Source organism: Paenibacillus taiwanensis DSM 18679 (genome assembly GCF_000425125.1).
In the GTDB taxonomy this organism is placed as follows: Bacteria; Bacillota; Bacilli; order Paenibacillales; family Paenibacillaceae; genus Paenibacillus_B; species Paenibacillus_B taiwanensis.
On sequence record NZ_AULE01000024.1, the window covers coordinates 262083 to 282508 of the forward strand.

The 20426-nt window shown below is 46.0% G+C and carries 23 protein-coding genes; all 23 read left to right on the top strand.

Features of this window, described 5'->3' with window-relative positions:
• The first annotated feature begins 56 nt into the window (after positions 1 to 56).
• On the top strand, positions 57 to 329 hold the full coding sequence (locus H509_RS0105760) for an HU family DNA-binding protein (protein ID WP_028544248.1): 273 nt from the start codon (positions 57 to 59) through the stop codon (positions 327 to 329).
• Between the two features lie 192 nt (positions 330 to 521).
• Positions 522 to 749: a trp RNA-binding attenuation protein MtrB gene (gene mtrB / locus H509_RS0105765; protein ID WP_028544249.1), complete on the top strand. Its 228-nt coding sequence runs from the start codon at positions 522 to 524 to the stop codon at positions 747 to 749.
• A 106-nt stretch (positions 750 to 855) separates the two neighbouring features.
• Positions 856 to 1407 carry a hypothetical protein gene (locus H509_RS0105770; protein WP_157277479.1) on the top strand — a complete coding sequence of 184 codons (552 nt, stop codon included), beginning with the start codon at positions 856 to 858 and terminating at the stop codon, positions 1405 to 1407.
• A gap of 172 nt (positions 1408 to 1579) precedes the next feature.
• Positions 1580 to 2455 carry a heptaprenyl diphosphate synthase component 1 gene (locus H509_RS24375; RefSeq protein WP_051286836.1) on the top strand — a complete coding sequence of 292 codons (876 nt, stop codon included), beginning with the start codon at positions 1580 to 1582 and terminating at the stop codon, positions 2453 to 2455.
• Between the two features lie 23 nt (positions 2456 to 2478).
• Positions 2479 to 3240: a demethylmenaquinone methyltransferase gene (locus H509_RS0105780; protein WP_036696332.1), complete on the top strand. Its 762-nt coding sequence runs from the start codon at positions 2479 to 2481 to the stop codon at positions 3238 to 3240.
• Complete coding sequence (locus H509_RS0105785) at positions 3233 to 4102, top strand: UbiA-like polyprenyltransferase (protein WP_028544252.1); 870 nt, start codon at positions 3233 to 3235, stop codon at positions 4100 to 4102. The genes H509_RS0105780 and H509_RS0105785 overlap by 8 nt, the downstream gene beginning before the upstream one ends.
• Entirely contained in the window at positions 4102 to 4707 is a 606-nt protein-coding gene (locus tag H509_RS0105790; RefSeq protein ID WP_028544253.1) for a UbiX family flavin prenyltransferase, read from the top strand. The genes H509_RS0105785 and H509_RS0105790 overlap by 1 nt, the downstream gene beginning before the upstream one ends.
• Positions 4700 to 5581 (top strand): menaquinone biosynthesis protein, encoded by an 882-nt coding sequence (locus tag H509_RS0105795; protein WP_036696335.1) that lies wholly within the window; start codon positions 4700 to 4702, stop codon positions 5579 to 5581. The genes H509_RS0105790 and H509_RS0105795 overlap by 8 nt, the downstream gene beginning before the upstream one ends.
• Before the next feature lie 8 nt (positions 5582 to 5589).
• Positions 5590 to 6564 (top strand): heptaprenyl diphosphate synthase component II, encoded by a 975-nt coding sequence (gene hepT / locus H509_RS0105800; protein ID WP_028544255.1) that lies wholly within the window; start codon positions 5590 to 5592, stop codon positions 6562 to 6564.
• Between the two features lie 98 nt (positions 6565 to 6662).
• On the top strand, positions 6663 to 7106 hold the full coding sequence (gene ndk / locus H509_RS0105805; protein WP_028544256.1) for a nucleoside-diphosphate kinase: 444 nt from the start codon (positions 6663 to 6665) through the stop codon (positions 7104 to 7106).
• 184 nt (positions 7107 to 7290) lie between these two features.
• The gene (locus H509_RS0105810) at positions 7291 to 8172 is read left to right on the top strand and encodes a CheR family methyltransferase (RefSeq protein WP_245595986.1); all 882 of its coding nucleotides are present in this window, start codon (positions 7291 to 7293) and stop codon (positions 8170 to 8172) included.
• A gap of 99 nt (positions 8173 to 8271) precedes the next feature.
• On the top strand, positions 8272 to 8526 hold the full coding sequence (locus H509_RS28140) for a hypothetical protein (RefSeq protein ID WP_036696340.1): 255 nt from the start codon (positions 8272 to 8274) through the stop codon (positions 8524 to 8526).
• A 180-nt stretch (positions 8527 to 8706) separates the two neighbouring features.
• Complete coding sequence (gene aroC / locus H509_RS0105820; protein WP_028544258.1) at positions 8707 to 9876, top strand: chorismate synthase; 1170 nt, start codon at positions 8707 to 8709, stop codon at positions 9874 to 9876.
• Between the two features lie 9 nt (positions 9877 to 9885).
• Positions 9886 to 11007 carry a 3-dehydroquinate synthase gene (aroB, locus tag H509_RS0105825; protein ID WP_028544259.1) on the top strand — a complete coding sequence of 374 codons (1122 nt, stop codon included), beginning with the start codon at positions 9886 to 9888 and terminating at the stop codon, positions 11005 to 11007.
• A 1-nt stretch (position 11008) separates the two neighbouring features.
• Positions 11009 to 11392, top strand: a complete 384-nt coding sequence (gene aroH / locus H509_RS0105830) for a chorismate mutase (protein WP_028544260.1) — start codon at positions 11009 to 11011, stop codon at positions 11390 to 11392.
• A gap of 326 nt (positions 11393 to 11718) precedes the next feature.
• Positions 11719 to 13347: an anthranilate synthase component I gene (trpE, locus tag H509_RS0105835; protein WP_028544261.1), complete on the top strand. Its 1629-nt coding sequence runs from the start codon at positions 11719 to 11721 to the stop codon at positions 13345 to 13347.
• A complete protein-coding gene (gene trpD, locus H509_RS0105840) occupies positions 13347 to 14387 on the top strand; it encodes an anthranilate phosphoribosyltransferase (RefSeq protein WP_028544262.1) in 1041 nt (346 codons plus the stop codon). The genes trpE and trpD overlap by 1 nt, the downstream gene beginning before the upstream one ends.
• Complete coding sequence (gene trpC, locus H509_RS0105845) at positions 14377 to 15192, top strand: indole-3-glycerol phosphate synthase TrpC (protein ID WP_028544263.1); 816 nt, start codon at positions 14377 to 14379, stop codon at positions 15190 to 15192. Before trpD ends, trpC begins: the two co-directional genes overlap by 11 nt.
• A 10-nt stretch (positions 15193 to 15202) precedes the next feature.
• Entirely contained in the window at positions 15203 to 15913 is a 711-nt protein-coding gene (locus tag H509_RS24385; protein WP_036696343.1) for a phosphoribosylanthranilate isomerase, read from the top strand.
• On the top strand, positions 15897 to 17120 hold the full coding sequence (gene trpB, locus H509_RS0105855) for a tryptophan synthase subunit beta (protein ID WP_028544264.1): 1224 nt from the start codon (positions 15897 to 15899) through the stop codon (positions 17118 to 17120). The genes H509_RS24385 and trpB overlap by 17 nt, the downstream gene beginning before the upstream one ends.
• Before the next feature lies 1 nt (position 17121).
• Entirely contained in the window at positions 17122 to 17967 is an 846-nt protein-coding gene (gene trpA / locus H509_RS0105860; RefSeq protein ID WP_051286837.1) for a tryptophan synthase subunit alpha, read from the top strand.
• 44 nt (positions 17968 to 18011) lie between these two features.
• Positions 18012 to 19109, top strand: a complete 1098-nt coding sequence (gene hisC / locus H509_RS0105865) for a histidinol-phosphate transaminase (RefSeq protein WP_028544266.1) — start codon at positions 18012 to 18014, stop codon at positions 19107 to 19109.
• A gap of 8 nt (positions 19110 to 19117) precedes the next feature.
• Positions 19118 to 20212, top strand: a complete 1095-nt coding sequence (locus H509_RS0105870) for a prephenate dehydrogenase (RefSeq protein ID WP_028544267.1) — start codon at positions 19118 to 19120, stop codon at positions 20210 to 20212.
• Positions 20213 to 20426: the final 214 nt, after the last annotated feature.

Sequence of the window (20426 nt, forward strand, 5' to 3'; positions counted from 1 at the left end):
ATGAATCCGTGCACAAAAGGGATATTGGCATACTAGAATCGAGAGGTGAGCTTAACATGAACAAATCTGAATTAATTAATGAAGTGGCAGAAGCGACCGAGTTGTCCAAGAAAGATGTAACAAAAGCAGTTGATGCGGTATTCGAAGCTATTTCGAACGCACTCCAGAACGGTGACAAGGTTCAACTTGTTGGCTTTGGCAACTTTGAAGTTCGCGAACGTTCCGCTCGCAAAGGGCGTAACCCGCAGACAGGGGAAGAAATTGAGATCCCTGCCAGCAAGATACCTGCTTTCAAACCTGGTAAAGCGTTGAAAGACGGAATCAAGTAACTATTACGGTCGGCGACTTTTGTTAGCTTACATAGTATCCATCGATGGCAAGCCGTGACGATCGTCACGGCTTGCTTGTTTATGAGGGTAATGGAGAACAGAGTGAATACGTGATCCCGGTTGACAAGCTTCCTTGTTGCGGGCATCATTACTTATATAGGATCAGGTAATTGTGAGAAGGAGGACATAGACGTGGAACAATCGCAGAATGATTTTATTGTCGTTAAAGCGAAAGAACAGGGTGTTCAAGTTATAGGCTTGACTCGTGGTCAAGATACCCGCTTTCATCATATGGAGAAGTTAGATAAGAATGAGGTGCTTGTAGCTCAGTTTACAGACCACACATCAGCAGTGAAAATTCGCGGCAAAGCAATCGTAATGACCAAGCACGGTGTCGTTCATACGGATACAGATGAATAATGCAGGCATAGCCTGCTTTTTTTCATTGTACAATGAGGTATGGACATCCTTGCATACGTCGAAACTAGGATGGAAGCAAGGAGTTGACGATAAGAGGTGAATTGCATTGCAAAAGCTTCGCTTAATAGTCTTGTCTCTCCTCATAACCGTAGGTGGTACGGTTGGATTGGGAATGCTTGCCTCGCTAGGACAGAAGCAGCAAGAAGTACGGAACGATGTGGCGGTGTTTACGCCCTCACAGTCAACGATCACGCTTGATTCTGATCATATCGTGGATCAGCTGATTAGCAGCGGTTACTCGCTGCCGATACGACGCGTTCAGCTTAGTCCAGATGGCAGGTTGTCAATGGATATCAAAGTATCCTCAAGCGTACAAAATGCTAATATTTTATACGAAGAGCTTCATCACTGGATGTACTTCTGCTTTAACGAAACAAGTAATGTCAACCGCTTGCAGTTAAGAATTGTGCTGGAAGATGAGCGTTTACGCAAAAAGCATGTGCTGCTTGCGGTAGATACACTGCGTGAAGAGGTTACCTCGGAACGACTTCAGGAAATCAAGCATGCAAATGGCGGAATTTCAGCTGAAACAGTTCGTGCACTGCGCTTGACATACACCCCACTTTGGCTCCAGAAATTTTCAACACCCAGGCGATAACGAATGGTGACAGCTGTTATGAAGTGGAGGATTAGCGTATCCAATTGGAAGTTGCGTTCACCTGCACTTCGGTTTTGATTTGTCAATAAAATATGTCCGATTAAACGAAACATATGCTATAATAATTTAGATCACGACATCCAGAAGGATGACAGCACTCGGAGGCAGTTACATGAAAGGTTATCATATACCGCAACTCGTTCAACGGTATGTCGAGCATGACATGATTCAGGCGCACACAGAGCTGCCGGCATTAGCTAATGCACGCGCGGCGATGCTGTTCGCCTTTTTACAGCGCAATCGAGCGAATAGCCATATTAGCGAGCTCGCCTGTGTTGTCACTTCATTGGTTCAGTTGGGGCTCGATACGCATGATGGGGTAGAGATGGCCGCGGATAAAGATGACCGCAATATGCGTTCCAGGCAGCTTAAAGTGCTTGCAGGCGATTATTTCAGCAGCCGTTTTTATCATTTATTAGCGCAAGCGGGACAAGTGGAGGCGATCCGCTCGTTAAGTCGAGCGGTATGTGAAGTGAACCGCATGAAGATGACGATGGTAGAGAAGATGAGGCAGTGGAAATTAACAGCGGAAAGTTATTTACAAGATTGTATTAACTTGAAGCAATGCTTATTTCATGCCTTTGATGAACGTCTGTTGGCACAGGATCTTTCACAGTGGGATTCGCTACTGCATCGCTTGTCAGAAGTCGAAGTGATGGAGCAGGAGCAAATTCGTGCTCACGATTTTAATTCATTTGAAGGCAGTTGGTCGTTTTGGCATATTTTGCATAATGCAAGTTCGGATGAACGGCAATTGCTGATGAGTCGGAGCCTCGACCAGACTTCGTGGATGCAGCTAATGGACAAGTACGACTGCAAACTACAATTATCTAAGCTGGTGCATAAAGCACAGCTCAAGTATGAGCAAGCGATAGCCTTATGCAGCCCAGACCTGCTTGTTGATTTGGGATATGTGTCTAGCGATGCACCTTATGTATCGAATTCGACAACTATACCTTCATTTAGCAGTGCTCCGCAGCACGGATAATACACACAATATGACAGCAGGCGATGAAAGGACAAGGTGACGTGAACGTGAATACACATTCGCCAAAGACGGGCAAGTCCAAGGAAGAACACGTACACGCGGTGTTCGAGAGCATCGCGCCGAAGTACGATATTATGAACGATATTTTGAGCTTCCGTCGGCACAAGGCTTGGCGCGCCTATACGATGCGCAAGATGAACGTACAGCCAGGTCAGACCGCATTAGACCTATGCTGTGGTACAGGTGACTGGACGATTCAGCTTGCACAAGCAAGTCAGACCGGTGCTATTACTGGTTTGGATTTTAGTCCACACATGCTGTCCTTTGGGCAGAAGAAAGTGGACAAGCTAGGGTTGCACAATCAGATTAAGCTCATAGAGGGCAATGCAATGGCCCTTCCTTTTGCAGACGATAGCTTTGATTTTGTGACGATTGGTTTTGGATTACGGAACGTACCTGATTTTATGCAAGTGATTCGAGAGATGAGACGTGTAGTCAAACCAGGCGGCAAGGTGGTATGTTTGGAATTGTCCAAGCCAACTTGGCAGCCATTTAAAGGGTTATATTATTTTTATTTCCGCAACATGCTTCCGCTGCTTGGCAAGCTAATCGCCAAGCGATACGATCAGTACAAATGGCTTCCTGAATCTTTGACCACATTTCCTGACCATGTTCAACTGGCCCAGATGTTTCGTGAAGCAGGTCTTGAGCGTGTTGAGGCCAAACCATTCACAGGCGGCATCGCGGCATTGCATATAGGAACAAAGGGGAAGGACCATGTTTAAGAAAATTCGAATATTCCTTGAGATGATCAAGATTGAACATACGTTATTTGCGCTCCCATTTGCGTTTATGGGAGCATTGCTTGGGTCTATGGTTGTACATCAGCACTTGCCAAGCTGGTCGCAGATTGGCTGGGTGCTGATGGCGATGGTAGGTGCACGAAGCGCTGCAATGGCATTAAACCGTGTCATAGATGCGGCTATTGATGCTAAGAATCCACGTACGGCGAATCGTGCGATACCTGCTGGATTGCTTAAGGCAGGCGAAGTCCTACTCTTTACTGGCGTGTCATTTGGATTACTAATATGGGCAGCAGCTATGCTAGAGCCATTATCCTTTTATTTATTACCCATTGCTGTCTTTATGTTAGTTTTCTACTCCTTTACGAAGCGGTTCACTTGGCTTTGTCACGTTATACTTGGCTTAACGATAGCGTTAGCGCCACTGGGGGGCTGGGTTGCGGTCACCAATGTGATGGACTGGACTGCGATCGTATTTTTCCTGACAGTTTCGTGCTGGACAACAGGTTTTGATATTATTTACGCCTGCCAAGACTACGAGTTTGATAAGAAAGAAGGCTTGCATTCGATTCCCGTAAGATTCGGAATACCTCGCTCATTACGTATTGCGCGTTGGTTTCATATTGTGACGGCAATCGGCTTTGTGATGTTGGCATTTATGACAAGTCTAAGTTGGTGGTACATTATTGGTATGGTCATTGCGTGCGGACTTCTTATTTATGAACATCTAATTGTGAAGCCGCATGATCTGACCAAATTGAATACGGCATTTTTTACGATGAATGGTGTGCTTAGCATCGTCGTATTCGGATTTACCCTCTTGGATTTGGTGGTGTTGCAGTAGTGGATAAACAAGATCGTTATGTGGTAGGTATTACAGGAGCGAGCGGCGCTATTTATGGTGTTCGTCTCGTTCAAGCCTTGCTTGAAGCAGGGCATTTTGTTCATCTTCTCATATCAGATGCTGGCTGGCGTGTGTTAAAGGAAGAACTGGATTGGGAGGTCACCAAGCGGCAAGTTGCGATTGAGCAGGCTTTTGGTGAACAAGCCCCTAACATTCAGTATCATCCGATTCAAGATATCGGTGCGAGCATCGCAAGCGGATCATTCCGAGTAAAAGGCATGATTATTATGCCTTGCTCTATGGGAACGTTGTCAGCGATTGCTCAAGGTGCCTCCGACAATCTTATGGCAAGAGCAGCAGATGTAATGATGAAGGAAGACCGACCGCTCATTATCGTACCACGGGAGACACCGCTGCATGCCATTCATCTGGAAAACATGCTGAAACTGTCTCGAATGGGAGTACGCATCATACCTGCTATGCCTGCATTTTACTATCGACCACAAACGTTAGATGATATCATCAATTTCCTTGTTGGCAAAGTATTAGACAGCATGCGCATTGAGCATCAACTGTTCACGAGGTGGGGGGAGACTATTGAATAATCATCCGTTTGCATCGCATCATAGTGAGGGCTGTATCCGAATAGGACGTATCAATTATACGAATGTATGGCCTATTTTTTATCATTTTAACCCCCAACATACGAAAGCTGCGATTGAAATGATTCCGGCTGTTCCTTCCACGCTTAATCAGGCAATGCGTGAAGGTAACATAGATATGGGGCCTATTTCGGCATTTGCCTATGGGGTTTCTAGTGATCAATATGCTTTGTTTCCTGATTTGTCCGTAAGCGCGCATGGTGCGGTCAATTCAATATTACTATTTTTAAACAAACCGCTTGAGGAAGCATTAAATGGTACCATTGCCTTAACTACAACTTCCGCTACGTCTGTTAATTTGCTCAAGATTATAGCGGAGAAGTTTTATAAGGCTAAGCCTTCTTACTTGCCTATGGACCCTAATATTGATAAAATGATGTCCCAAGCAGACGGTGCGTTATTGATCGGTGATCATGCTATTCGTGCTTATTGGGCGAACCGAGAGCATGGGAAGTATGAAGTAATTGATCTTGGCGAGCGCTGGAATCATTTTACGAAGCATTGGATGACATTTGCGGTATGGGCGGTCCGTAAGGAAGCAATCAAACGATATCCAGAAGATATTCGTTGTATTGTTGATTCTTTTGAAGCGAGCAAGCAGCTTAGCATCGCTAATCCAGAACCGCTGGTTCAAGATGCCGTTCAGCAGATTGGTGGGGATGCGGCATATTGGCGTCATTATTTTCATCACCTGAATTACGATTTTGGTCCAGAGCAGCAAAGAGGCTTGCAGCTTTATTTTGAATATGCTTATGAATTAGGGCTTATTGATCACAAAGTTCATTTAGATATTTGGTCGGAAAATACGGTTGGTTAGGTGAAAGCATGAAACTGTGGGACATTTATGCAACGATGAAAAATGACGTCTCCTTTATTGAACGTGAATTGGAACGGACGATTGTATCCGATCACGAACTGCTAAATGAGACGTCGTTGCATCTGTTAAAGTCTGGGGGCAAACGAATACGGCCTGTATTCGTATTGCTCGCCGGCAAGTTTGGTACATATGATTTAGAGCAATTAAAGCGGGTGGCTGTTCCTCTTGAGTTGATCCATATGGCTTCGTTGGTGCACGATGATGTGATTGACGATGCAGATACGAGACGGGGCAATTTGACGGTTAAGTCAAAATGGGACAATCGTATTGCCATGTACACGGGCGATTACATTTATGCAAAAGCTCTGACGATGATTACGGAGCTTGAAAATCCGCATATCCACAAGATTTTATCAAAAGCTATGGTACAAATGTGTATTGGAGAGATGGAGCAAATTCGTGATTTCTTTAATACAGAACAGTCGGTCCGCCAATATTTACTGCGCATTCGCCGAAAGACAGCTATTCTAATTGCGATAAGCTGTCAATTGGGCGCTTTGGCGGCAGGGTCGGATTTAAAGACGAGTCATTTGCTGTATCGATATGGATACAATGTAGGGATGACTTTTCAAATCCGCGATGATGTGCTTGATTTGACGGGTACGGAGGCTCAGATTGGCAAGCCGCCAGGCAACGATATTAAACAAGGCAACATTACATTGCCTGTTTTGTTTGCTTTGCAGGAACAAAGCATCCGTCGTCCTTTGTTAGCAGAGATTCAGCGGATTCATCAGCATAATGGAGATACCGATGTGTCGGAAGCATTATCAATTATTCGAAATAGTAAAGGTATTTACGAAGCGGAGCAATTGGCTAATCGTTATATGCAGAAAGCGTTAGATGCACTTGTGCATTTGCCTGATCGACGTGCTCGCAAAAGCTTACGTGACATCGCTCACTTTATTGCCAATCGATCCCACTAAACTTTTAACAAAATGATGAACAAAAATAGTGTACATACAAGAAATATCTGGTATAATGCGTGTGTTGGACAACTTCACATGTATCGAGGAGTGAACGTATGGAACGCACATTCATCATGGTTAAGCCAGACGGCGTACAACGCGGTCTAATCGGAGAGATTGTAAGCCGCTTTGAACGCAAGGGTTTCAAGCTTGTTGCCGGCAAAGTAATGATTATTTCACGTAAACAAGCGGAATTTCACTACGCTGAGCACAGCGAGAAACCTTTCTTCGGAGAATTAGTAGACTTTATTACATCCGGTCCGGTGTTCGCCATGGTATGGGAAGGCGATGATATTATTTCCCTCTCGCGTCTTATGATTGGCAAGACGAAAGTTGCGGATGCACAGCCAGGCACGATTCGTGGCGACTATGCTTCACACACGAATTTTAACTTGGTTCATGGATCGGATTCCCCTGAAAGCGCTGCCCGCGAGATTGGTAACATGTTTGAAGAATCGGACGCTGTTCAATTTGAGCGTGCGATAGAGCCTTGGATTTAAGTCGGAATTATTATCTTTTTTGTTGCGAATAGATGTAAGAGCTTACATGAAGCAGGAACATCGAAGAACACGGCGAATGTTTAACATTCGACCGTGTTTTCTATTTCTTACAACAGCAGCTGCTAATGCAGTTCACGGTAGACTTGATTTATAAAGATAGCGACATTTACGGGGTGAACGAAGTATGGACAACAAGAATGTTCGAACAGGCATGAACCGCTCAGATACGGCTTCTGGCCTGGAAGAACTACAAGCACGCACCATCGTCTACACAGACGAGGAAACTAAAGATTATTATCGATTTATTGAGCAGGTGCGCAAGAAGAGTGGCATAGATTTGGCCCTTTACAAGGAAGCACAGATGCGCAGAAGATTAAATACACTTCGAGTAAAAAATGGATATGAATCGTTTGAGGCGTTTTTTAGATCAATGGATGCTGATAAACAGTTGTTTTATGAGTTTTTAGATCGGATGACGATTAACGTCTCCGAATTTTGGAGAAACCCGAATCGATGGCAAACGCTGCGTGAGCGAGTACTTCCTTATCTGTCAGCACAAAATCGAAATCTGCGCTGCTGGAGTGCTGCATGTTCAACAGGGGAAGAACCGTATACGCTAGCTATGATATTAGACGAAGCGCGCTTGCTTAACACAACTACCATGATTGCAAGTGATATCGACGATAACGCATTAGCTAAAGCAAAGGAAGCTTTGTATATGGAGCGTGCGCTAAAAGATGTGCCTACGTCTTTTCAGGATACATATTTTCACAAGGAAGATGAAATGTACCGCGTACAAGACAAGTTGAAGCGGTCAATTACGTTCCGCAAACAAAATTTATTATCTGATACATTTGACGGTGGATACGACCTTATCATTTGCCGCAATGTGATGATCTATTTTACCGAAGAAGCGAAGCATGAACTGTATCTCAAGTTTTCGAAGGCGTTGCGACCTGGTGGCGTATTGTTCGTAGGCAGCACAGAGCAAATTTTTAATCCGGCCCAATATGAATTCGAGACGATGGAGACCTTTTTCTACCGTAAAGCTAAGTCCACCGTATAAGGTAGTGGCTAATATCCGATACTGATAGTAACGGCTGGGCAAGCAGTTGCGCACAACGTACATGATTTGGATATTCGGACCACATACGGAGGAACAACTATGGATAAAAGAACAGTCATATCGGCCTATTATCGAGGTGAATTATCCCTTCAGGAATGCGCGCAGATACTAGGACTGGAGTTAAGCCCTTTGCAGAGCTGGCTTCAGCAAGATAAGGCTTGGAACAAGATCGCTCACGAAAGCGGCGAGCTGCAACTGGAAGGACGTTTGGATACGAATAGCAGCGCGGGCGCATGGACTGGTACAAGTGATCAAGTATCTTCTTCATTCGGTTTCCTCTTCAAAAAAGTGTAAAGTTAAGCTTCACAAAATGAATATAAGTGCTACCTATACGTACGAGCACGTTCCACAGCCATACAGGCGAGGCGGGGCGTGCTTTTGTTTTCTTGTCAAACGTTGCCGCCTATACTATAATGAGCAAAAGAGATTGAGATTTTAGCAATTCAACGCAGCACAGTCAAAGGGGGAACACACGTGAGTTTACGTTATTTAACAGCAGGGGAAACACACGGACCACAATTGACTGCCATCATTGAAGGAATGCCAAGCAATATGGCCGTTGATTTTGAACAATTGAATTTCCAATTGCATCGTCGCCAGAAGGGATATGGCCGCGGTCGTCGTATGCAGATTGAACAGGATACAGCAACTATAGCAGGTGGAGTCCGTCATGGACGCACAACAGGCGCACCAATTGCACTTATTGTTGAGAATAACGATTGGAAGCATTGGATGAAAATTATGAACGTGGAGCCGATCGAAGGAACTGATGAGGAGAAACGTCGTGTTCATCGTCCGCGTCCAGGACATGCCGATTTGAACGGTGGTTTGAAGTATGAGCTTAAAGATCTGCGTAATGTGCTTGAGCGTTCCAGCGCACGTGAGACCGCTGCCCGTGTGGCCTGTGGAGCACTTGCACGGCAATTGCTGGCTGCCTTTGGCATTAAGGTAGCAGGTCAAGTGATTCGGATTGGCGAGATTGAGGCGCCCGCACATAACTTGCCTATCGATGAGCTTATTGAGCGTACAGAGCAATCCTCGGTTCGTGTTGTGGACAAGGAGACAGAACAAAAGATGGAGGCTTATATCGACCAGATCAAAGAAGATGGCGATTCTATTGGCGGCATCGTGGAATGTATGATCGAGGGTGCTCCTATCGGTTTAGGCAGTCATGTGCAATATGATCGTAAGTTGGATGGACGAATCGCACAGGCAGTTATGTCGATCAACGCGTTTAAAGGTGTTGAGATTGGCATTGGATTTGAAGCAGGTCGCTTGCGTGGTTCACAAGTGCACGACGAGATTGAATACGATGAGAGTCGTGGCTTCACACGTGCCACTAATCGCTTGGGAGGCTTTGAAGGAGGCATGACAAATGGAATGCCGATCGTGGTCCGTGGTGTCATGAAGCCTATACCTACTTTGTATAAGCCGCTGCGCAGCGTCGATATAGATACGAAGGAAGCCTTTACAGCGCAAGTTGAACGCTCAGATGCGTGTGCTGTTCCGGCGGCAAGTGTCGTATTGGAGAATGTCGTTGCATGGGAAGTGGCGAAGGCCTTCTTGGAGAAGTTTGGTGGAGACTCAATGGAAGAGATCAGAGCCAATTATGAGAACTATTTAGCGCAGCTTGCGCGCTATTAGGTGATGCGGATGAACATAAATGAACAAGTGATGGCTGCGGAATTATCCGTCGATATAAATGGCCGCTCCTATCCAATCTGGATAGGAGAAGGCCTGCTTGTCCGTTCTGGGCAGTTGTTTCAGTTGGCAAACATTACATCGAAAAGTCCCGTTCTTATCATTACCGATACACATGTGGCAGAGTACCATTTACACACGGTGAAGTCTTCGCTAGAGGCGGCTGGATATCGGGTCGCACAATATATTGTGCCGTCAGGGGAGACGTCGAAGTCTTTATCCCAACTGGAGCACTGTGTGACGGCAGCGTTGGCAGCTGGACTTGATCGCAAGTCAACCATTGTTGCACTTGGGGGCGGCGTTGTCGGTGATCTGGCAGGGTTTGTGGCGGCGTCTTATATGCGCGGTATTCGGTTTGTGCAAATGCCTACGACCATATTAGCGCATGATAGCAGCGTCGGCGGTAAAGTTGCTGTTAATCACCCGCTCGCCAAAAATATTATCGGTGCATTTCATCAACCAGAAATGGTCATTTATGATACAGAATCGTTGCGTACGTTGTCCATTCGAGACATTCGTTCAGGATTGGCAGAGATGATTAAGCATGGCCTTATTTGGGATGCTGATTTCGCTGCTTGGTGTGGTGAGCATGCTGCTGAGTTACTTAATTTGGACAGAGAAAGTTTACAGTACGGATTATACACGGGCTGTAGTGTGAAGGCACAAGTTGTTTCCCAAGATGAGCGGGAAAATGATTTGCGAGCGATCCTTAATCTGGGGCATACGATCGGTCATGCTTTGGAAGCCGTTGGCCAATATGGTGAATTGCTTCATGGTGAAGCCATTGCGATTGGTATGGTGGGATCTGCCATGCTTGCGGCTCGTCTCGGGGAAGATCCGGCAATCGAGACACGCACACGTGAACTTATGGAGGCATTTGGCCTGCCAACAGCAATTCCGGCTCATTATGACACAGATGCTATTATGTCGGCGATGATGCATGATAAGAAGTTTAGTGAGGGTCAGATGGTGTTTGTAGTGCCAACTGCGATTGGGGCTGTGGATATCCGGCGCGACGTAGCTGTATCTTTAGTGCGGGAAATCGTTGATCAGCTGAAAGGAGAGAGAGAATAAGATGCTCGTGAGGGGAATAAGAGGAGCTACTACTGTAACGACTAACGATGCCGATGAGATTCTATTGGCGACGACAGAGCTATTAAACAAAATTGTACAAGAGAATACAATTGATCCCGAGCAAATTTCGCATGTGTGGATTACGATGACACAAGATCTGGATGCGACATTTCCAGCCCGTGCAGTCAGAACGATTGAAGGCTGGGAACTGGTCCCTATCATGTGTTCATTGGAAATACCGGTGGCGGGCAGTTTGCCCATGTGTATTCGAATTATGTTAAATGTAAATACGGACAAAACCCAGGCAGAAATTCATCACATTTATTTGAATGAAGCGGCCAAATTGCGACCAGATCTAGTGGAGCGTACCCAAACCTTATCTTAACGTTTGACGAATGCGATGCTGTTGTTGTATATTGACAGTAGCAGAGTTGAGCAGAGTATAGTTTAGATGAGATTAGTTGAGCAGAGCAGAGCTAAGAATTAGAGCCTATCTTATTGAATTCGTTCAGGCGGATTATATGCAATGTCTTGGGTTAAACAAGACTTTATTCTGGCATATTATCTATACCCTGGGGCGTATTCACCTACTCACTAATAATTTCATCGTTATTTACAACAACCTCTACTGTGCGTAGAGGTTTTTTTGTTGCACTCTGTCCATGCTAAATGAGCTTATTCAGGCTCATGGACTGAAAGGAGTGAAGGACGATGTATCCCCATATTGATCAAGTTCTTGAGTTATCCAAGCAATATAATGTGATTCCCTTATGCTGCACAATAGTTGCAGACACTGAAACTCCGATACGGTTGTTCCAACGGCTCCAACATGAGAAGTATGCATTCCTGCTGGAAAGTGTGGAGGGAGGCACCCAGTGGGCTCGCTACTCTTTTATTGGCACAGACCCCTTTCTGCTTTTTAAAGGAAAGAACGGTGTGAACGTTGTAGTTGAGCAAGGCAGACAGCGCTGCATAGAAAATAAACCGCTAGAAGCACTGCAAAGCTTGTTGCAGCAATACAAGAGCCCGAATATTGCGGGGTTGCCACCTTTAACTGGCGGAGCGATCGGATTTTTTGGATATGATCTGATGCAGCAATACGAAACACGCTTGCCTCGTCATACGAAGGATGATCTCAACATGAACGATATTCAGTTTATGTTTTGTGATCAACTAATTGCATTTGATCATGTCAAGCAGCAAATGCAGGTCATGGTGAACATACACATTCCAGAGCATGCGGCAGCCTCTGTCATCAGGTCATTGTATGAGGAGACTAAGCTAAAGCTGGAGCGGTTAATTTGCTTATTGTCAGCACCGCTAACCAATACGTTAAGAACGATGCCCCATGCGGAGTTCACAGACCAGCAGTCGACGTCTAGCAGTTCACTGCGCAGCAACGAAACCAAGCAATCCTTTATGGATAAAGTAGAACGGGCGAAAGCGTATATTCGGACCGGAGACGTGTTTCAAGTGGTGCTGTCTCAAAGATTTGAGCGGATAACGCAGGCAGAGCCGCTTGATGTGTATCGAATGCTGCGTATAACGAATCCATCCCCCTACATGTATATGCTCAAAATGGGGGAAGAAACTTTTGTAGGATCTTCACCGGAGGCGTTAGTGCGGGTGAAGGGAGATCGCGTGGAGACACGGCCAATCGCAGGCACAAGGCCAAGAGGAAGTACGGTCGAAAGCGACAAGGCACTGGAGCAGGAACTTCTCGCAGATGAGAAGGAACGGGCTGAGCACATCATGCTTGTTGACCTCGGAAGAAATGACATTGGACGTGTATGCGAGTACGGCTCGGTTCAATGTGATTCTTATATGAATGTTGAACGTTACTCGCACGTCATGCACATCGTGTCTAACGTATCCGGTCAACTACGCGCAGATCAAAATTTCTTTGATGCCTTCATTTCTTGTTTGCCTGCTGGAACCGTATCAGGCGCCCCGAAAATTAGAGCGATGGAAATTATTGCAGAGCTGGAGCACGAAGCGCGCGGAGCTTATGCGGGTGCGATCGGATATTTAGGCTTTAATGGAAATCTTGATACTTGCATTACGATCAGAACGATCATCTTTAAACATGGTAAAGCTTATGTGCAGGCAGGGGCTGGCATCGTGTGGGATTCAATTGCGGAGAAAGAATACGAAGAAACCGTTAATAAAGCAAAAGGAATGCTGGTGGCCATTGAACGAGCAGAACTAATTTTCAGTCAGCAGCTTCATCAACAAGACAATAATAACCGAATTGCATCCCCTTCGGGGTGCACCCAAGTGAATTGGGATTACTACTTACAGGTTGAGCCAGGCTTGGAAATAGAGAGGGGGATGCAATGATGCATACAGATGAGCGGGTAAAGGAAGGGTTACGTCTTGTGCTGGAAGGCAACCATCTATCAAGGGAGCAGGCGCGAGCAGTTATGGAAGATATAATGGAAGGGCTGGCCACTTCGGCTCAGATCGGTGCTTTGTTGGCGGGGATGAGGCTAAAGGTGGAAACAGTTGATGAAATTGCTGGTTTTGCAGAAGCAATGCGCAGCCGTGCGCATCAGGTAGTTACTACAAGAGATCGTCTTCTGGATACGTGTGGTACAGGTGGTTCTGGTATTCATAAATTTAATATTTCTACGGCATCCGCCATTTTAGCAGCATCCTCAGATGTACGTGTTGCAAAACATGGCAATCGCTCGGCTTCAAGCAAAGCAGGCAGCGCAGACGTCTTGGAGGCGTTAGGGGTGAACATTCAACTTAGTAGTGAGCAAGCTGCAGATTGCCTTGACCGAATTGGCATCTGCTTTATGTTTGCACAAGTATTCCATCCTGCGATGAAGCATGCTGCTGCACCACGTAGGGAATTAGGTGTGCGCACCGTATTTAATATGCTCGGGCCGCTAACGAATCCTGCCGGAGCTGATCGACAGGTGCTTGGCATATATGATCGTACAAAGACGGATACAGTTGCAGCCGTATTACGTGAACTGGGCCTAAAGCGGGCTTTGGTCGTAGCGAGTGAAGATGGCTTGGATGAAATAAGCTTGTCTGCGCCTACAAGGATAAGCGAATTACGAAATGGTGATATCCTAACTTATGACATTACGCCAGAACAAATGGGGCTAGCGACAATGCCGCTGAATGATGTACTTGGCGGTGATGCGAACGTAAACGCAGCTCTTATAAATAGAATATTGCACGGTGAGCATGGCGCACATCGGGATATTGTACTGGCCAATGCTGGTGCTTGCATTTATGTATCCGGCCAAGCAGACTCGATTGCAGAAGGAGTCCATGCAGCAGCGGTCGCAATTGACAGTGGAAAGGCATTATATAAGCTTGAACAATGGATTGAAACGACAGGAGGTTTAAGTCATGTTTCTTAATCGAATTGTAGCGACTAAACAAGACGAAGTAGCTAAACTGCGCCAGACGATGAATCGTCAACAAGTAGAGCAAGCAGCGGCAAGTATGCCACCTGTCCGCTCCTTGAAAGCGGCGTTAACCATACAGCGCAAACGGGCAGTCGGTCTGATCGCAGAAGTAAAAAAAGCCTCTCCATCCAAGGGGCTGATTCGACCTAACTTTGATCCAGTTGCGATAGCGCGTGAATATGTTGAAGCAGGTGCCGATGCATTATCGGTGCTGACAGACGTGTCTTATTTTCAAGGTGGAAATGATATCTTTAAAAAAGTGAGAGCGGAAGTGCAGCTTCCCTTGCTGCGTAAAGAATTTATTATAAGCGAAGAGCAACTGCTTGAGGCCCGCATAATTGGGGCTGATGCCGTTCTCCTTATTGCGGCGATCCTGAACGATGATGAGCTTAAGCATCTACACCGTGTTACGCTTGAGCTGGGAATGGAAGCTCTCGTCGAAGTTCATGATGAGGCCGAGCTGGCGAGAGTGAATGCTTTAGAGGGTGTGGAGTTAGTGGGAATTAATAATCGGAACCTTCATACTTTTGTAACGGATATTATGCAGACAGAGAAGCTGCTCCCACTTGTACCAGACGGGCGTGTCTTAATTAGCGAGAGTGGTATTCATTTGCCGGAGCATCTCGTAGCGTTGGCAGCGCAGCAAGTAGACGCCGTCCTTGTCGGTGAACATTTTATGCGTCAAGTGGAGGTTGGAGCAGCCGTAAACGAGCTCATGAGCGGGGTGGAGAACGCCTCTTTTCAAGTCAAAAGCTAGGAGGAGCACGATGAAAGTAAAGATATGCGGGTTGACCGATGTCCGTACTTTATGTCAAGTAGCTGCCTTAAGGCCAGATCATATCGGCTTTGTGTTTGCACCGAGCAGGCGTCAGGTTACTCCGCTTGAAGGTGAGCGACTAATTGCTCACCTTCAAACGTCAAGTGCGATTGTCCCACAAACAGTGGGTGTGTTTGCAAAAGCAGGGCGTGATGAATTGAAGCAAGTGTTAGACCGTGTTCCACTTCAGGCTGTGCAATTACACCATGTTGAAGACACTGACATCTATCAATGGATAAAAGAACGGTGGGATGTTCAAATATGGAGCACGATATCGATAACAAAGTCCCGCGTTGCGCCGCTAAACCAAAACCCATATACACTGAAGGAAGAAGCAACACAGCAGTTGTCTGCGCTGGATAGATGCAGCCGTAATGTGGACCTGTTACTGTTGGACACACATGATCCGGTGCATGGCGGTGGGTCAGGCAAACTTTTTGCATGGGAAGTCATTCCGGCATACGCAGCAGTGGCACATCAATTGCAATTACCGCTGTATGCGGCAGGGGGATTAGATGCGAACAATGTAGGCGATCTTCTTTCACAATATTCGATACAGGGAGTAGACGTATCCAGTGGGGTTGAATCCAATGGATTAAAAGATATAACGAAAGTGGCTTCATTCATAGAAAGGGTGAGATCTTATGACAAGCTCAACTAATACGACGAACACATACACCTATCCGGATTTACAAGGTCGCTTTGGATCATTTGGGGGCCGTTACGTTCCAGAGACATTGATGAACGCACTGTTTGAGTTGGAGGAAGCTTATAAGCAGTATGTGAATGATCCTGATTTTCAGAAAGAATTGATCCATTTGCTGCGAAATTATTCAGGCAGACCTACCGCCTTGTATCACGCTGAACGGCTGAGCACAGAACTAGGCGGTGCGAAAATATATTTGAAGCGCGAAGATTTAAACCATACTGGCGCTCACAAAATTAATAATACGATCGGCCAAGCGCTGCTTGCTAAGCGTATGGGGAAGCGTAAAGTTATCGCGGAGACAGGAGCGGGCCAGCACGGTGTTGCCACGGCGACGGTTGCCGCACTGCTTGGCATGGAATGTAAAGTGTTTATGGGCGAGGAGGATATGAAGCGTCAGCAGCTTAATGTATTTCGGATGCGGCTGCTTGGGGCGGAAGTCGTTCCTGTGTTATCTGGCACACGGACGCTTAAAGATGCAGGCAATGAGACGCTGCGCTACTGGGTCAGTCATGTCGAAGATACGTTTTATATATTAGGTTCCGTTGTTGGACCGCACCCTTATCCGATGATCGTAAGAGACTTTCAACGGATCATCGGTGATGAGACACGGAAACAATTGCTTGAGATGGAAGGGCGATTGCCAGATGCTGTAGTGGCTGCTGTTGGTGGGGGGAGCAATTCAATGGGCATGTTTTACCCCTTTATTGAAGACAAACAGGTCAGACTGATAGGTGTTGAGGCGGCTGGAAAAGGGATTGATACCGAGGAGCATGCGGCAACAATGACACTTGGCCGCCCAGGCGTGTTTCAAGGATCACTCAGCTACTTGCTTCAAGACAAGCATGGCCAGGTTCAGCCAGCACATTCCATCTCAGCGGGACTAGACTATCCTGGGGTCGGACCTGAACATGCTCATCTAAAAGATTGCGCACGTGCCGAATATGTACCGATTACAGACAGAGAGGCGATTGAGGCGCTACAGTTGTTATGCAGAACAGAGGGGATTTTGCCGGCATTGGAGTCCTCACATGCGATTGCACATGCAGTAAAGCTCGCGCCAGTGATGAGTCCAGATCAGCTTCTTGTGATCTGCTTATCCGGTCGAGGCGACAAAGATGTAGGTACGATTATGCAAGCATTGGAATTGGGGGGCGAGTAGAATGACTCAGCTAGGGCATACAAATTCAACAGTTCAAAAAGAAAACCGAATCGATACTGCATTTGCAACATTAAAGAGCAAAGGGGAGACAGCGCTCATCCCTTTTATTACGGTAGGAGACCCGAACAGACAAATTACGCTGCAATTGCTGCTCGGCATGGAAGAAGCAGGTGCAGATGCAATTGAGCTCGGAATTCCTTATTCCGATCCATTAGCGGATGGGCCTGTAATTGAAAAGGCGTCGGCTCGGGCTTTGCAGCATCATATTACGATTAGTGACGGGATCGAATTAGCCAAGCAAGCGCGTTTACAAGGTGCTAATATTCCTTACATTTTATTTACTTATTACAATCCTGTGCTTCAGTACGGACTGGAGCCATTATTTCAGGCGCTAGCGGAAGCAGAGATTAGCGGTATTATCATTCCTGATTTACCCGTAGAAGAAAGCGGTCCGGTATTGGAGATTGCTGATCGTTATCACGTACACCTTGTGCCGCTCGTTGCTCCAACATCAAAAGAGCGAATTCAGCGAATCGTAAATGCTGCACGTGGCTTTGTTTACTGCGTCTCATCGCTTGGGGTGACTGGAACACGGGACACATTTGAAACGAACGTAGAAGCGTTCTTGGACGAAGTGCGCGCTTCCACGACGTTGCCGATTGGCGTTGGCTTTGGCATTTCCTCGGCTGAGCATGTGCGTCGGTTCCGTCCGCACTGTGACGGAGTTATTGTCGGCAGTGCGATCGTTAGACAAATTGAAAATGCCATCCCACTGCTGCTAAACCCAGATACTTCCCGTGCAGGGGTCTTGCAAATTTGTGAATTTGTGCGACAATTGAAGTCATAAATTTGTAAGCACAATGAGGGATTTGCAGAAAGGGTGGGGCAGCAATGCAGCCTAAGAAATCAGTCGTACACTTGCCTGTATATCAGCCAGGCAAGTCGGTAGAAGATGTAAAGCGTGAATTAGGGCTTGACGAAGTAATTAAGTTGGCGTCGAACGAGAATCCATACGGCAGCTCCGAACAAGCCAAACAGGCGATCGTAAATGAAGTAAACAATACCAGTATTTATCCTGATGGTGCTGCTTTGCAGACGACCGCTGCCGTGGCTCAACACTTAGGTGTCAACACGAATCAAATTATTTTTGGTGCGGGCTCTGATGAGATTATTTTAATGATTTGTCGAGCTTACCTCGTAGCAGGTGACGAGACAATTATGGCGGATCAAACATTCCCGCAGTATAAGCATAACGCTGAAATTGAAGGTGCAAAATGTATTGAAGTACCGATGAAGCACGGTGCTCATGATCTGGATGCGATGCTTGCAGCTGTGACGGAGCGTACCAAGATTGTCTGGATATGCAATCCAAACAACCCGACAGGAACTATTGTTTCCCATAATGACATGGTAACGTTTATGAATCAAATGCCTGAGCATGTATTAGTCGTGCTGGATGAAGCCTATGTCGAGTATGTGACGGATGATCAATTCCTGGATACACTTGCTTTGTTAAAACAGTACAACAATTTGATCTCCTTGCGTACTTTTTCAAAAATTTATGGATTGGCCTCTTTAAGAATCGGATATGGGGTTGGCGATCCTGCTGTTATTCACACTATTAATCAAGTGCGCGAGCCTTTTAATACGACACGTTTTGCGCAGGCTGCCGCGAAGGCTGCTATCGAAGATCAGGCATTCATTAAAATGTGCAAGATGAACAATAAGCAAGGTAGAGAGTACCTGCAACAGCAGTTTAACCGTCTTCAATTGCACAGTTTTCCTGCTCACGGCAACTTTATCCTCGTAGATGTTGGCATGCCCGCTCAAGAGATGTTCCAGTTGCTTATGCAAAGAGGAATAATTACACGAGCCGGTCATGGAAAGTATCCGACATATTTGCGCGTTTCAATAGGGAAGCCTGAGCATAATGAAGCTTTTGTACAAGCATTGGAGCAAATTTTGCTGGAAGTTAAGGTGACCTCATGAGTACAAACATCACGACAACTATCGCAATTTTGGGCGTAGGGCTCATTGGAGGCTCGCTCGCCCTTTGCTTTAAAGGGAAGCCAGGCATTAAAGTGATCGGATATTCTCCAAACCCGTCGTCTACAGATAAATACGTAAAGCGCGGAGTCGTTGATACGGCTACGACCTCGCTTGAAGAAGCGGTAAGCGATGCAGATTACATTTTTGTATGCTCCCCGGTAGGCATGCTTGATAGTATGCTGACGCGTCTTCGCGCTTTACCGCTTAGACGCGGTTGCGTTGTTACGGATGTGGGCAGCACTAAAGCTTCCGTATCTAAATGCGCGCGTGAACTGGAGTGGGAGGAAATTCATTTTATCGGCGGGCATCCGATGGCAGGCTCTGAGCGCTCAGGCGTCGAAGCTGCTTCAACGTTATTGTTTGAAAATGCATTTTACGTGCTGACACCAAACGAGGATGTCAACGAGTCGGCATACCAGTGTCTGGTTGACTTGTTGCAGTATACACGTGCTCATATTATTAGAATGGACCCAGAGGAGCATGATCGTGTTGTAGGCGCGATTAGTCATCTTCCGCACATTGTGGCTGCGGCGTTAGTTAATCAGGTTCGAGAATACAATGAGCATAATGACATGTATGTTCATTTGGCTGCGGGCGGGTTCCGAGATATTACACGGATTGCTTCGAGCGATCCAACGATTTGGAGCGATATTTTAATTAACAATCGAGAAGTTATGCTCACGCTGCTGCGTGATTGGAAACATAACGTTCAGGATTGGATAGATATTTTAACAAACCAAGACAAAGAACGGATACAGCAGGCGTTTAAGCAATCTGGTGAATTTAGAAGCCGGATGCCTGAACGGCGAAAAGGAATTATCCATGCTCTTTACGATCTGTATATGGACGTTCCTGATACGCCAGGTATTATCGGTAAAATTGCAACAGTGCTTGGCAGTCATCACATTAACTTGAGCAATCTTCAAATTATTGAAAGTCGAGAGGATGTGCCAGGCGTGTTGCGTTTGTCTTTCCGCCAGCAGGAGGATTGGGACAAGGCTAATGCACTGTTAACATCTATAGGTTATACGGTATACGTATAAAGAATTTGGGTTAAGAAGCAAGCGTGAGCGGGTTAGAATAGGCAACGATATCAAGGGGTAAAGGGAAAATTTGATAAAAGAAGAAATTATTTTTGTAATGTTATTGACATAATGAAAACGTATACAATATAATAACAGTACAGTATGGTTTCTCTCCACTCCTATCCAATATTTGCACAATGTGCAGCCACTCCTTGATGGAGTGGTTTTTTTT